Source organism: Aquimarina sp. AWH4_224 (genome assembly GCF_056160245.1).
Map to the genome: position 1 here is coordinate 337,374 of NZ_JBSWWU010000004.1, position 12,851 is coordinate 350,224.

Sequence of the window (12,851 nt, forward strand, 5' to 3'; positions counted from 1 at the left end):
GAGTAATCATCATAGTTAAAAGGTCCGAGTTCCGAATGTCGAACTCATTTTTTGATAAAAAAATAGTCCGACTTTAAGTCGAACTTCTTCAAAGAGTTGATTTTCTATAGGCAGTAGGAGTGATCCCGGTAGCTTTTTTGAATGCGGTATAAAAAGAAGATTTTGAGTTAAAACCTACATCATACAACACTTCCAACACGGTTAAATCAGGTTGTTCCTTAAGCAAGGTTTGCGCATCTTTTATTCGATAGCTATTAATAAAATCGAAAAAGTGCATACCGGTCTTTTTATTGATTAAAGTAGATAGCCGTTTTTCTGGAACGTCTAATGGTTCTGCCAATTTTTGTAGGGTGAGTTTATCATCTAAATATGGTTTTTCAGTTTCGATATACTCAATTAGTTTTTTTAGATCTTCTGGTTTTTCGGTTTCGGGCTTATGCGAATGGACAGGCGTTAAGTTATGATCAACACCAACAAACAAATTAGGTTTCCGCAATCCGTTTAATACAAACCAGCAAATCACAAATAGTGCAAATAAGCTAATAAATAGGTTAAGGTATATCAAAACTGGATGGTTACTATTCATTAATTCACGAACGGTAACAAAAGTGTTCCCAATTAGGAACAGAATGGTAGTACGCAACAACCATTGATGCGTGATCTTATGATTGCTTGAGTAATTATTCTGATATACCCTTTTGAATATAGTAAGAGAATAAAAAATAGCAATGATATAATAGTAATATTGGATTTTTGACAGTATTTCAAAAGCGGTAAGACTTTGATCGGATAGATCCATCAAGATGAATAGGATAAAAACCGCCAAAAAAAGAATACCGTGTAAGAGGTGTTTCGTGCTTAGTTTGAAATTGTAATAACAAGCAGATTTCACATACAGATAGAACAATGGCATCTGAAGCAGGACGCTAGAAATTTTAAGGCCTCTTAGTATAGTACTTTGTGATGGCTCGATAAACCATCCCGTCATGTCGAATGCAGTGACTAATAGGAAGCTAGCAAATAAATGATTGGGGAGCTTACGTTTTGTTGGTGCAGAAAACAGATACAACGCTAACAAAACCAATAGAAAAACGGTAATCTTACCAAGATCTCCAATAATATTTTCGGGATTCATAAAAAATTATATCAGGTTATCTTATGTTCTATACGCTTTTGATAGATAAAAGGCCTAAGATAACCATTACTAATGAACTTTTTGTTTTAAGCTTTGAGCAACTTTATATTCTACTAGGGACAAGGTGGCGACAATCAACGTTTCACCCATAAAATAGATCCAACCCCAAGCAGTAATGGTTTGTAAATGATAAAAAGCGAGACCAATAGACAAAAAGCAATACAATAGATTTAAAATGGCAATACCTTTCAGAAGTGATGGAGTCTTGTTTGCTTGACTGTAGTAGCCACTTATATCATAAATAACAAAAAGTATGGGCAAGCTAGCAAGTACGTATAGGGTAAAAACTGGGATTCCAAAAACACTTTCAAAATGTACTAATACAACTCCCAATAAAAATGTAGATAATAAGGCACCAAACCCATCAATTATAAAAAGTTGTTTGGGTTTTGACACCATTTTTTTTGTAATGAGATTTAGGGACATATTAGATGATAAATAAATTTGATTAAGTCTATTTTGGAACCAATATTTTACCTATTTGTGTTTTAACACAAGTTGATCATCTCAACGACTTTTTATTAAAATACCGTCTTAAAAGATAATTTCTAAGAATGCTCAAAATAGTTAAATATACCGTTAATATCGTGTTTTTTCCAGAATGATTTTCGATACCCAAGACTGGAAATATAAGGTGTAGTGAAATGATGGTAATCAAAAACCCAATAGTCACATTAGCTAGACTTTCTAAAAGAGATTGCTTTTTAGTCTGCATGAGAAATTCGATTAACAGTTGAAGAAACCTGATCATCTGTGATTTCTATGATTCTATAGCCTGAAGAAGTGGTGTCAATTTCAATAGTGTCCTGATGTTTCTTTATTTGATAGGATATCGCCGGGGTGATATGTTGTGTTACGTTTTTAAGACTTACCGAACTTTCTATGTGATAATGCCCACAAAAAATAGTGATTTGATTTGGGACTTGGGTGAGTATAGTGGCAACCTCTTGCCTGTTTTGAAGTTTACCCACACTGTCTACCATTAGATTAAGTCCAATGATCGGATGATGAATAAAAACAACAATAGATTTGGTGGTGTTCAGCTCTTGTTTTAACCAATTGAGTTGGTTGGAGTCGATAGTACCAGATGAAGAATCTAAGTATATGAATTTTGTATTCATACTTTCGGTACTGTAGTAGATTTGTTGAGTATCCTGCCTTGCGCCAGTATTCAGATATTTTACAGTTTCTAAAAAGGTATCGTGATTGCCTAGGGTAATTGAAAGGTCTTTTCCCTCCAACTGTTGGAAAAAATAGGGTATACCTTCATTTTCTCCAATATCTCCTGTGCATACAATCTGAGTAATGTTTTGATCTTCGATATGTTTTAGAATACGATCAAATCGTTTTCTTGCTGAGATCGAATCCTTAAAAGGGAAAGATTCATCCAGGTGTGAATCAGTGATATGGGCTATTCGTATCATTTTGTTTGATCTTATACAACCAAAAATAGTATTCCATTTTGGGTTTGATTTATAAAATCTTGCAGATTTTACGAATTGACCCTGAATTGAGTCGGGGAAACACCAGTATACTTCTTAAAGGTATTAGAAAAATAAGCAGTGTTGTCGAAACCACAATCTAAGGCTATTTCAAAAATAGAGTCTTTAGAATGCCTAAGTTTATCTTTTGCCTTTTGTATGCGAATGTTCGTAAGATAGGTTAGAGGGGTACAACCATTGATTTCTGAAAAAAGTCGATGCAAATAATATTTACTGATGCCCATGGTCCTGCTCAGACTATCCAGATCGATATGTTCTTTTAAGTTGTCATTGAGATAAGTTTTGGCATCGGTAATCAATCGGTATAACTCCTTTTTGGTATGGTGTTTTATGATATTTAATTTCCTGAAATTAGCATCAATATGAGTTTGTTCTTGTACAATGAGTTCTGAAAGCTTGATAAACAAATCTTCCATACGCTGTGTGAAAGCAGTTTTGTCGTATTGGTATAAAAAAGCAATTTTATGGAGTAAGATATGCGCATCACTGCTAGGATCTTTATGTGTTATTTCCAGGAACTCTATTGAAGAGTCACTAGGTGGTGAATGATGATGATAAATTTCATTAATCAAATCTTTGGATAAGAAGAATGATAGTCCCTGGGTACCTTTTTTGGCTTCCGTAGTGATCTGCCGATCCTTGTTTAAAATCAAATATTGATTTTTTGAAACCTCAATATCCTGATGGTTGTAGTGATAACACTTACTGCCCCTGATAACATATTTTAGGGTATACGTAGACTGATAAGACACTGAGATATCATCGGCATGATTAGAATACAACATCTTATTTTCAAACTGTTTTGAAAAGGTAGGAATTGTCGTTATTTCTTCAAGTTGTATCATTACAATAAGCTTGCAAACTCAGTTTAGTATCGCAATTAATCTTCGAATATGGCAACAGCTCTTACTGGGGAGCCTGTGCCTCCTCTTATTTTTAAAGGTAAGCCAATAAATCGAAACCGTCCTCGACCAATAAGTAAATGTAGATTGATCATGTTTTCATAATGGGTAAAATTCAATTCGCCGCAAATATGATGTACTTCTTTGTTGGATACTTTTGGTACTCCGGGTGACATCGTTTCTACACCAAACGCAGCAATATTTTTATTGCCTAACCAGCGGGCGGCAGCTGTCGATAATCCTGGTCCATTACCCCAGTTTTCAGTATTAAAATGGTTTCTATAGTGATCGGTATAAATAAGAACGGTATCACCTGGTTTGATTTCAAGCTTGTCTTTCTTGCAAGCATCTGCTATCTCATCAGGTTCAATCAATTCTTTTAGTTTTTTATGTGAAAAATCCAGACAAATCCCCTCGGTATAGAACATGGATAAGGGCATCGTATCAATAGATTGCCCTTCGTACTGTTTGGCCATATGATTAATGGCATCTACATGTGTTCCCGTATGTTCGCCAAGTTCTAACTTATGAACAGCTGGAGTTTTCTTTTTCGGGTTTTTGATACCATCCCATTCTTCGTGCGAATTGTGAATGGACATTTTAACTTGAGGGAGGTCCTTAAAAACTGGCATTCCTTCATAAATTTCCTGGCTCAAGTCGATAATTTCTGGCATAAAATCTTGTTACGTTTTTAAATAGTAAAGGTAGCAAAACTAAAGCTCAATTCAGAGCTAAGAATTGGGCTGGGAAAACATGTTGGTTGATTTAAATGATTCATAGTTTTTGGGTATTAATTAAGCAAATAGCACAAACTTTTTTTGGTTTATTTTATTCTATAATCCCTTCGTCAATTAATATTTCTGCAATACCATTTGCTTTGCGAAAAGCTTCTCCAGAACCCAGATTCGAAAGTACAATTATAGCTACGCCTTGATCAGGAAATCTAACCAATTGCGAGCTAATCCCCCAGTCGCCTCCATCCCAAGCTACAATTTTTCTGCCATCAAAATCACCAATATACAAGCCAAATGCCTGGTTATCTCTGTCATGATTAAATCGTATGGTTTTGTGCATGAGGTCATAAAATTGCTCCCCACCAAAGCCTTTATTGACCATATTGGTGCTCCATTTTAATAAATCATCTATGGTAGTCACCACTCCGCTGCCTCCGTAGTGAGGAGAATTTCTAGGATGTTGGATGTATTCTCCTTCTTCTTTTAATTGAATACCATACTCCTTGTATCCATTTACATATTCTTCTGTTCTTGGATTATAGGGTGTGACTCTATTTTTAATGATCTGAGTAATATCATCGTTAATTAATGTATTGGCTATTCCAAGTGGTTCAAACAGTTGTGTCTTTGCAAAAGTGCTAAAGGATTGTCCACTTACTTTTTCTACAATTTTGGTAAGCAGCATAAAATTTACATTGCAATAATCCCATTGATCTCCAGGTTTGAACTGTAGATTTTCTTCTGCCAGAGAAGTAGTGATACATTCATCGATATCAAAGTAGTTGAAAGTTACCCAGGATTTACCACCTTTACGAGGTAATCTCGGATAATCTTTGATACCCGAGGTGTTGTAAATAAGGTGTTTGATTCTAATGGTATCCGGGTATTTTTCTAGTTCAGGGATGTATTTTGAAACTGGAGTCTCTAGGGAAATTTTATTTTCAAGAATCAATAAAGCTATACAAGCCGCGGTAAACTGCTTGGAAACAGAAGCAATACTGAAAGCCGAATTTGTTTGAATAGGAATATTATAATCCAAATTTGCGGCACCATATCCATTCTTATAAAATGTGTTTTCATTTTTTGAAATCCCAATAGCATACCCGGGAGAATCAAGGTTGTTAAATTGGGTAAATAAGGAGTCAATCCGTTGTTTTGCAGAAGAAGATAAATTGTTTGATGTTTCCTGGCCACAACTGATAACAGCCATTAAGGGTAAGATGAGTACTATAATTTTTTTCATTAATTACGATTTAAAAATCTAGTGGCTTAGTTGGATGAACCATTATTTTGATCGACAACAGCATCGATTTTAGGTTTAATAATCATGATCATAGTAAAACCAACTGTTAATCCGATAATTGAAAATATGATATCGTTGATGTCGAATACATTATTCCCTCCTAAGTTATGAATTTTTAGTTCTTGAGTGATTACATAGATAGCAGCTAATATCGTTGCCATTATATAGATTAACTGTCTTTTTATTTGCTTTGTTAGTACTCTTGCGTTAAGATAGAGCCCTATTGCGGTAAGTACCAAAGTACCGATAACCCCTTCAAAGAAATTAGGTAACGAAAGTAAAATGATTTTGAATATCTCTGGAGTGTTACTAGCTAATACTTTCGGTCGTATGAACTTAAAAAACGCAAACAGTAGAATAAAGACCATTTGGATTCGAGCCAATTTTGAGATGTCCTTCATAATATCCAATTACTTTTTTTGTGAAATTGCATACATCTTCATTTTAGATCGTGGGGAGGCAAAATGCTTTCAAAAAACGAATGCCTGCAATCAAAAGTAAACTTATTTTGAGTACTTCGAGTATAATAAACAGAATATGATGATAGGTTTTAGGCACTTTTTGACCCGCTATGATACGGTCGGCTCTTCGATGTAATATTGGGATCAACCAAATAGTTTGAATACAAAGTAAAAAAAGGACAAGGCCATAAACGAAATTGTATTTCAATGAAAATTCGCCTAGTAAAAAGCTAATAATCAATACTGTAGAAAAAACAATTTCTATTTTATTTAAAGCTCCAAAAACAATTTTACCGATCCCCAAGCCCAGTTGCCTGGTTATGTTTGGAGCACGAAATTTGAGTGGTGCTTCCACAAATGAAATCCCCAATACCATTCCTACCCATACGAAGGTGATTATTGTAATTATTAATTTCATTTCTTTAAACTAAGGTTACCTTTTCAACATAAAAATAACTTCCTGTAAGGATCTTATTTAGAAACGAATTTACAATATTTATTGCTGCGATCAGTATTTTTCTTAGGGCATTACCTAACCATATTAAATTACAGATCTTGATTTTTAAGTCATGTAATATCACTTATTTCATAAATGTTCTTCAAAAAAATCTAGAGCCATTGTTAGTGTTTGTTTATGTATTTCTTTTCGATTCACCTCGGGATGATCTATGGTTATTGCTGGCATGATTTCTTTACCAAAAGGAGTAGCCTCATTTAGAAATACATAATGATCTACATGTTCGTTATAGAGATGGAGTTTGCTGGTTTCGATCAGATTGTGATAGTTGATTGCATTGCGTTCTACATTGGTATTTGTATCGCCTTTTCCTGCTACAATAAAAACCGGTGCGGTAATCTTATTGGTCTGTTCTTTTGAATGAAATCCAAACCCAATCGCCGGAGCCATTACAAAAAAGGCCTTTATTCTATTATCTTTTACGTGATCTTTATAAGTGTGATATGAGGAAACGATGAGGCTGTCATTTTCAAAATCTATAATCTCGTCGGTTTTTGGGAATTCTGCAGGCATGGCACGATCGTCTGGATTTTCACTTTCTCGTATAGTTCTATCTACGTAGCCTCCCGCCAATGCAATATTGGTATATCCTCCTAATGAAAAACCGACCCCGCCTATTTTTGAGGGATCTATTTTTGATCCAATTTCGGGGTCTTCCAAGATATAGGTCAATACAAATTGAACATCAATTGGTCGTTCCCACCATTTTACAAATTCTCGAGGGATCTTATTGAAAGTGGAGTTTCCATAGTGGTCAAGAGAGACCACAACATACCCTTCTTTTACCATTTTTTCGATAAACCAGGTTAACGAAAATCTGTTACCCCCAGTACCATGAGAAACTAATAACAATGGAAATTTTTGATCTACAATGGCTGCTCCTTGTATGGTTGTAATTGGCTTGAAAATTTGTTTTTGATTTTCTTTAGGTACTGTTTCTTTAGGTTGATCAAAAGTAGGATACCATATTTCTGTCAATAGCGGTCTATCCCTGGATTCATCTACCAGAGTTAGAGATTTTTGTCCTATGTTGTATATTTTTTCTTCTTTTTGGGTACAGGAAATACATAAGATGATGACCAATAGAATTATCAATGTTTTTTGCATGGGTTTACAGGTTGGTTATAGATGTACAGACCCACAAAAAAATGAATTGTTACAGTTGTTGGATGAGGGGTTGTTTATTACGAGTTAGTTGTCTTATACTGGCTAAGTGAGAAAACAAAACGATAGGCACAATAACAGCAGGAAGCCATACAAAAGGGAAATAAGTTACCCCGACATTGGGTTGATCAAATGCCAATTGTTGAAAAGGGCTCTTTGCACTTAACGCTGCAATGGTAAGAATATTAATCAATAACGCAAGGCAAATAAAATTCCAGACCAAAAGCCCTTTTCGTCCTATTTTTTTCTTTACAAAGACCAAATAATACAAAATGGGAGCGGTAATGCCAGATATGATATCATAGTTGTATCCGTCAAAGGTCATCAAATCAGGAATGAGCCCTTCTAGAAAAACTGCATACAATATGAACTCTACAGGAATGCGAACAACATGAAGAAGGGTCAGCCATTTTAGATGGAGTTGATCGATAAAGTTTTTGCCTTTCTTTTGTGTAAAAAGGAAAAGTACAAATAAGATGGTAGGTGCGATGAGTAAGACAAATCTAGGAGGAAGTGTTCCTGATTTTTGATAGAACCCTGTTATTCCCAGAAGGGCTACAATAACCATCCAGATCCCAATACCATAAAGTACTTTGCTATGATTTGAAGCTTTGAAAAACAACCAAACGGTTAGTATTGTAGTTGCAATTAGTGCTAGAGATGTGAAAATTGAAACTTCTGCCATGTCCTTATTTTTTAAGTATACAACCAAAAGTATGATGTAAAAAATGGAGGCTACTTGACAAAAGGCAAGAAAATGAATAGCTAGATTTTCTTTCGGATTCTGCTTAGGGTACTATCTGTAATCCCCAGGTAGGAGGCGATATATTTCAAAGGCACGTGTTTTATAATATCAGGTCTGTTGGTCAGTAGGTTTTGATAGCGTTGCTCTGCAGTTTGATTGATCATCGAATAGTTTCTCTTCTTGGAAGTAATAAATTCTTTTACCAAAATAGCTCTTCCAAAATCTCTGAATGCTGGTTTATCATGAAACAGTTTATTTAATTCCTGATAAGAAATACGATAGCCTACGCAATCGGTAATGGCTTCAATATTAGCTTCAGATTTTACCCGATTAAAAAAAGAAGTGATTTCAAAAACAATGTTATTCTCACTAAAAATATCGGTAGTGATTTCATTTCCTTCCAAATCATATAGGAAAATACGCATTACTCCCTGCTGTAGGTACAAGTAATCATCACTAATTTGATTTTCTTTCAGGAATAGATCACCTTTTTTAATTGCTACAAAATGAAATGAGTCGGCAATTGTCTTGGCGTCAACTTCTGGAATAGGGATTACATTCTTGATAAAATTGGTTAACAATGAATTGGTTGTATCCATATTTTTTGAGTAGTTAAAATATACTGCGGTCTGTTCTTGAAGAAATACATGTTGTTTTTTGGTAGTAATTTACCAGGAGCTATATCTGGTCATGGCTACAAAACGTTCACCATCATAACGGTATAATCCGTTAAATCCTCCAAACCAGAGATTTCTGCTATTATCTTCCAAAATCGAATGTACATTTATAGGGAGTCCTTCTTTTTGATGAAAATTGGTTAATGAAGTTCCCTTGTAACGGTATACTCCTTTGTTTTCTACCGGAAACCAAACAGCGTCAGATTTGTCTTCATAAAGACTCCACACTTCTAGATCTTGTGATTCTAATTCTTCAGTGATATGAGTAATTGAGTTTCCATCCCAAAAACAAACTCCATTATGATGAGAGGCAAACCAAATGTTTCCTTGTCGATCCTCCAAAATATCATTTATGGTATTATTACAAAGGCCATCTTTTTCAGAAATATGGTGTAACGTTTTTCCATCATAAAAATAAGCACCACCATTGGTGCCAAACCAGATGTTTCCTTTACGGTCCTCGGTAATATCGTGAACGATTTTGGCACTTGTAACTCCTCTGGTTTTGTCTGGAATTGCCTCTGGTATTTGGAAAGTAGTAAATTCCTGACCATCAAATCTACTTACACCCTCTAGAGTACCGATCCAGATGATCCCCTTATGATCAATAGCCATACTCCAAACATCGTTGTCGATAAGCCCTTGTTGTTTGGACAACTTTGTGAATGTACCAGTATCTGGATGGATATCTTCTTCTGGTTGATATTTTATGATCCCACCTGAAGTTCCAAACCAGATATTTCCTTTTTGATCTTCTGTAATTTGTCGTACGACCGTTTTATTAAAAATAGGATGATTAGAAAAATCGATAAGCGTTTTCCCGGTATAACAAAAAACGCCATCACCAACAAACCATATATTTTGATGACTGTCTTGAAATACCCTTCTTAAGACCAACATCAGTTGCTCGTCTGCATTAAAACCGGAAAAATGATTGTTGTATTCCTGTAACTGCTCAGACTTTTTTTGTTCTGAAGTGGAGATTGCTGTATCTGATTTGATTTTTTGAGAGTCATCAACCACTTTTGGATTTGTATGATGACTGCTAAGGCAAGAAATCAGCAACAGAAATAATAGAGATATGATTTTACTTTTCATTGGATAATATTGACAGCATTGTTGAAGCATATCTTTTCCCTAGTTCTCTGTAGCCAGCTGCATCAAAATGAGCATTATCCTGAGCGGTGCAGTCTTTTGACGAAATGATATGTGCCGTAGTTACTACTTCCGGTAGTTTATTAATGATTGTATTCATATCAGAACAACAACTATTTTCTACAGCTACCACCTCGCCGGCAAGCAGAGGTACTTCTTTGGCATCCAAGGATAGGTCATTTAGCATATCGCTATAAATTTTTTGCACATATTTTGGCCATTGCATGTCACCAGTATTGGTTTCCCCTTGATGCAATAAAATTCCTTTGATGACCCCATCTTTCTTAGCAACTCTCGCAAGATCGATTAAATATTGATATGGATTTCCATGATAAGATGCTACCTTATTTGTAAACCAATCTTCTTTATAGGTGCTGTCAAAATCTTTGTAAATATCTTTGTCAAACAATCTGATATCGCAGCCTCCTATGGCTACGCTGATTACCCCTACTTTAATACTATCAGGTAAGCTTTGAACCATAGATCTACCAAAATAGTCTAATGGACTTAACCCAGAATTACATTGACAAAGGGGAGGTGTGGCTTTGTACCATTTTCCTTTTTTTCTTCCAATTTCGGGACAATCCAAGGTTTGCATGACCAAAAAATTAGGATCAACGTCCTTATCCATACTTTCAATAGTGCCTTGCCCTTCCATATTGGATTGCCCAAAAGCTAAATAAATATGGAAGTTAGTGTCCTGCCCCGTTACGTTTAGTACACATATAATCCCTATTACTATGGGAAATAATGCGTTTGTAACTCGATTTTTACTCATGGCTTGAGTGTTTATTTATCTTTTGAAAATTAGTGTAGTTAAGCTCTTACAATATACATAGAAATGCGTCAAATTACTATTGGGTTTTGATCAACCTATTTGAGGAAATTTTGGATTGTATTTAGCGGATTGTTTTTCTATTTATTCGAAAGATAAATACTTCTGTTTGATGATATTGATATGGTGCCATTCGTGACCAATAATTGACTTTAGGAACTGCTGAAGAGTAATTGTATGCGTTCTTGCGTTGCCTTTGATTTGTAGCTGTTGAGGAGATAAGCTTGCGATAAAACTAAAAGATGATTGTCTAACGTTGGATAGGTCGCTTAGTAATTGTTCTACTGAGAGTTCATCAAATCTGGCGTTGTCTACCAGAAGATTCTGATCATATCCCCATAGTTCAATAACCTCTTTTCTGCTAAGTCGAAAAGCTCTAAACATTTTTATTCGCTCGTGGTCGGTAATATGGCCAATAATTTGTTTGATCGACCATTTGTCTGCAGCATATCGGTAATTCCCTTTATTATCATCAATTGACCGTAGTAGCGAAAAATTAGTATTTGAAGAAAACAGGGCATGCAGTTCTTTATCTTCTACTAAACTATAGTAATAAGGAAATCCATCTTTGGGTGTATACTGCATGTGTGTTATAACTTTTCATTCAACCATTGGGCCATTGTTTCCAAAAAGCCTTCAGGTCGTATCCATGGTAAATTGTGATCCTGAAACTCATAAAACCCTCCTGTTTCACATTGAAATAGATTGTGATTCGCATTAGGAAACGAGACTACTGCAAGATCGGTATTTTTCCCTAATGTTTTTTGATATAGGACCTTAGTTTTTTGCCAATCTACGTTCTTGTCTTTTTCTCCAAATAATGCCAAAACGGGGCAATTTACATTGGATAGTATGGTATCAAAATCTTTGACGTATATCTGCAGTCCTGTCTCCTGATCAAATTCTTCTTGCATAAATTTTTTCTGGTAATCGTAATAGCCTTTCTCTGTAACATCAGTATGATTATTAAACCTTTGTAAAAATTCGTTTTTTCTAAGGTTTTGTGTGGCTTTCATATAGGTTTCAAAACTTTTTCCTTCATAAGACAGGCGGGGACCTTCTTTTAATTCTTTGGATAAAAGAGCAATGGTGTCTTTGGGAACTCCTTGTATTTTTAGGTTTTCTTCAAAAAGATAGTTGAAGTTTTCTTTATCATCGACACCGCTTACCGAAATCCAGAATGCAATATCTTTATATTGATTAATTACAATGGGATTGATCCAACCCGCTCTGCTAATCCCCCATAATCCAATAGTTTTTGCTCCGGGTACTTTCTCTTTTTGCAAAGTATGAATTGCGGCGATTACTTCTAAAGCGCTATTAGAAACGGTTTGATTATAGTCAAAAGTACCTTGACTGGCACCACATCCCATTTTATCCCACATGTAAGTGGCATAACCGGCATTAATCATGGTATTTCTCACATCAGCATACCAATCTTGAGCTACCGCATTTGTTTTTCCAGAACCATGAACAATAAGGACAATCCCTTTTGGTGTAGTGGTATCAGGAATATTTAATACACCATTCAAAACGACTCCTTCAAACTCAAAATTAAAACTTGCTTTGGTAGACTGTGCATTGGAGATAAATCCTAAAAATATAAGTGCAAAGGTGTGTATGAATGTTCTCATGTCATGAAATTACAAATTATGATGAAG

At 35.2% G+C, this 12,851-nt stretch carries 16 protein-coding genes; all 16 read right to left on the reverse strand.

Annotated elements, in window-relative coordinates; all coding sequences use genetic code 11:
• Window positions 1-88: 88 nt before the first annotated feature.
• Window positions 89-1,135 (reverse strand): helix-turn-helix domain-containing protein, encoded by a 1,047-nt coding sequence (locus ACXAGJ_RS10510; protein ID WP_474839586.1) that lies wholly within the window; start codon window positions 1,133-1,135, stop codon window positions 89-91.
• 69 nt (window positions 1,136-1,204) lie between these two features.
• Window positions 1,205-1,594 (reverse strand): hypothetical protein, encoded by a 390-nt coding sequence (locus ACXAGJ_RS10515; protein WP_474839588.1) that lies wholly within the window; start codon window positions 1,592-1,594, stop codon window positions 1,205-1,207.
• A gap of 103 nt (window positions 1,595-1,697) precedes the next feature.
• Window positions 1,698-1,946, reverse strand: a complete 249-nt coding sequence (locus tag ACXAGJ_RS10520; RefSeq protein WP_474839590.1) for a DUF7220 family protein — start codon at window positions 1,944-1,946, stop codon at window positions 1,698-1,700.
• Window positions 1,900-2,619 (reverse strand): metallophosphoesterase family protein, encoded by a 720-nt coding sequence (locus ACXAGJ_RS10525; RefSeq protein ID WP_474839592.1) that lies wholly within the window; start codon window positions 2,617-2,619, stop codon window positions 1,900-1,902. The genes ACXAGJ_RS10520 and ACXAGJ_RS10525 overlap by 47 nt, the downstream gene beginning before the upstream one ends.
• Before the next feature lie 68 nt (window positions 2,620-2,687).
• Window positions 2,688-3,542 (reverse strand): helix-turn-helix transcriptional regulator, encoded by an 855-nt coding sequence (locus tag ACXAGJ_RS10530; RefSeq protein WP_474839594.1) that lies wholly within the window; start codon window positions 3,540-3,542, stop codon window positions 2,688-2,690.
• A 35-nt stretch (window positions 3,543-3,577) separates the two neighbouring features.
• On the reverse strand, window positions 3,578-4,273 hold the full coding sequence (locus tag ACXAGJ_RS10535) for a cyclase family protein (protein WP_474839596.1): 696 nt from the start codon (window positions 4,271-4,273) through the stop codon (window positions 3,578-3,580).
• Window positions 4,274-4,427: 154 nt separating this feature from the next.
• The gene (locus ACXAGJ_RS10540; RefSeq protein ID WP_474839598.1) at window positions 4,428-5,576 is read right to left on the reverse strand and encodes a serine hydrolase domain-containing protein; all 1,149 of its coding nucleotides are present in this window, start codon (window positions 5,574-5,576) and stop codon (window positions 4,428-4,430) included.
• Between the two features lie 26 nt (window positions 5,577-5,602).
• Window positions 5,603-6,037, reverse strand: coding sequence for a hypothetical protein (locus tag ACXAGJ_RS10545; RefSeq protein WP_474839600.1), 435 nt, complete (start codon window positions 6,035-6,037; stop codon window positions 5,603-5,605).
• A gap of 43 nt (window positions 6,038-6,080) precedes the next feature.
• A complete protein-coding gene (locus ACXAGJ_RS10550) occupies window positions 6,081-6,515 on the reverse strand; it encodes a hypothetical protein (protein ID WP_474839602.1) in 435 nt (144 codons plus the stop codon).
• A gap of 168 nt (window positions 6,516-6,683) precedes the next feature.
• Window positions 6,684-7,721, reverse strand: a complete 1,038-nt coding sequence (locus tag ACXAGJ_RS10555; RefSeq protein WP_474839604.1) for an alpha/beta hydrolase family protein — start codon at window positions 7,719-7,721, stop codon at window positions 6,684-6,686.
• 49 nt (window positions 7,722-7,770) lie between these two features.
• Entirely contained in the window at window positions 7,771-8,463 is a 693-nt protein-coding gene (locus tag ACXAGJ_RS10560) for a hypothetical protein (RefSeq protein ID WP_474839606.1), read from the reverse strand.
• Window positions 8,464-8,543: 80 nt separating this feature from the next.
• On the reverse strand, window positions 8,544-9,122 hold the full coding sequence (locus tag ACXAGJ_RS10565; RefSeq protein ID WP_474839608.1) for a Crp/Fnr family transcriptional regulator: 579 nt from the start codon (window positions 9,120-9,122) through the stop codon (window positions 8,544-8,546).
• Between the two features lie 69 nt (window positions 9,123-9,191).
• Window positions 9,192-10,298 carry a ligand-binding sensor domain-containing protein gene (locus ACXAGJ_RS10570; RefSeq protein WP_474839610.1) on the reverse strand — a complete coding sequence of 369 codons (1,107 nt, stop codon included), beginning with the start codon at window positions 10,296-10,298 and terminating at the stop codon, window positions 9,192-9,194.
• Complete coding sequence (locus ACXAGJ_RS10575; protein WP_474839612.1) at window positions 10,288-11,133, reverse strand: sialate O-acetylesterase; 846 nt, start codon at window positions 11,131-11,133, stop codon at window positions 10,288-10,290. The genes ACXAGJ_RS10570 and ACXAGJ_RS10575 overlap by 11 nt, the downstream gene beginning before the upstream one ends.
• A gap of 141 nt (window positions 11,134-11,274) precedes the next feature.
• Entirely contained in the window at window positions 11,275-11,775 is a 501-nt protein-coding gene (locus tag ACXAGJ_RS10580) for a DinB family protein (RefSeq protein WP_474839614.1), read from the reverse strand.
• 5 nt (window positions 11,776-11,780) lie between these two features.
• Window positions 11,781-12,824, reverse strand: a complete 1,044-nt coding sequence (locus tag ACXAGJ_RS10585) for an alpha/beta hydrolase family protein (protein WP_474839616.1) — start codon at window positions 12,822-12,824, stop codon at window positions 11,781-11,783.
• Window positions 12,825-12,851 lie beyond the last annotated feature (27 nt).

Coding starts and splice junctions, on each gene's coding strand:
- ACXAGJ_RS10510 (WP_474839586.1), bottom strand. CDS start 1,135: ATGAATCCCGAAAATATTATTGGAGATCTTGGTAAGATTACCGTTTTT.
- ACXAGJ_RS10540 (WP_474839598.1), bottom strand. CDS start 5,576: ATGAAAAAAATTATAGTACTCATCTTACCCTTAATGGCTGTTATCAGT.
- ACXAGJ_RS10525 (WP_474839592.1), bottom strand. CDS start 2,619: ATGATACGAATAGCCCATATCACTGATTCACACCTGGATGAATCTTTC.
- ACXAGJ_RS10580 (WP_474839614.1), bottom strand. CDS start 11,775: ATGCAGTATACACCCAAAGATGGATTTCCTTATTACTATAGTTTAGTA.
- ACXAGJ_RS10530 (WP_474839594.1), bottom strand. CDS start 3,542: ATGATACAACTTGAAGAAATAACGACAATTCCTACCTTTTCAAAACAG.
- ACXAGJ_RS10555 (WP_474839604.1), bottom strand. CDS start 7,721: ATGCAAAAAACATTGATAATTCTATTGGTCATCATCTTATGTATTTCC.
- ACXAGJ_RS10515 (WP_474839588.1), bottom strand. CDS start 1,594: ATGGTGTCAAAACCCAAACAACTTTTTATAATTGATGGGTTTGGTGCC.
- ACXAGJ_RS10535 (WP_474839596.1), bottom strand. CDS start 4,273: ATGCCAGAAATTATCGACTTGAGCCAGGAAATTTATGAAGGAATGCCA.
- ACXAGJ_RS10565 (WP_474839608.1), bottom strand. CDS start 9,122: ATGGATACAACCAATTCATTGTTAACCAATTTTATCAAGAATGTAATC.
- ACXAGJ_RS10560 (WP_474839606.1), bottom strand. CDS start 8,463: ATGGCAGAAGTTTCAATTTTCACATCTCTAGCACTAATTGCAACTACA.
- ACXAGJ_RS10550 (WP_474839602.1), bottom strand. CDS start 6,515: ATGAAATTAATAATTACAATAATCACCTTCGTATGGGTAGGAATGGTA.
- ACXAGJ_RS10545 (WP_474839600.1), bottom strand. CDS start 6,037: ATGAAGGACATCTCAAAATTGGCTCGAATCCAAATGGTCTTTATTCTA.
- ACXAGJ_RS10520 (WP_474839590.1), bottom strand. CDS start 1,946: ATGATCAGGTTTCTTCAACTGTTAATCGAATTTCTCATGCAGACTAAA.
- ACXAGJ_RS10575 (WP_474839612.1), bottom strand. CDS start 11,133: ATGAGTAAAAATCGAGTTACAAACGCATTATTTCCCATAGTAATAGGG.
- ACXAGJ_RS10570 (WP_474839610.1), bottom strand. CDS start 10,298: ATGAAAAGTAAAATCATATCTCTATTATTTCTGTTGCTGATTTCTTGC.
- ACXAGJ_RS10585 (WP_474839616.1), bottom strand. CDS start 12,824: ATGAGAACATTCATACACACCTTTGCACTTATATTTTTAGGATTTATC.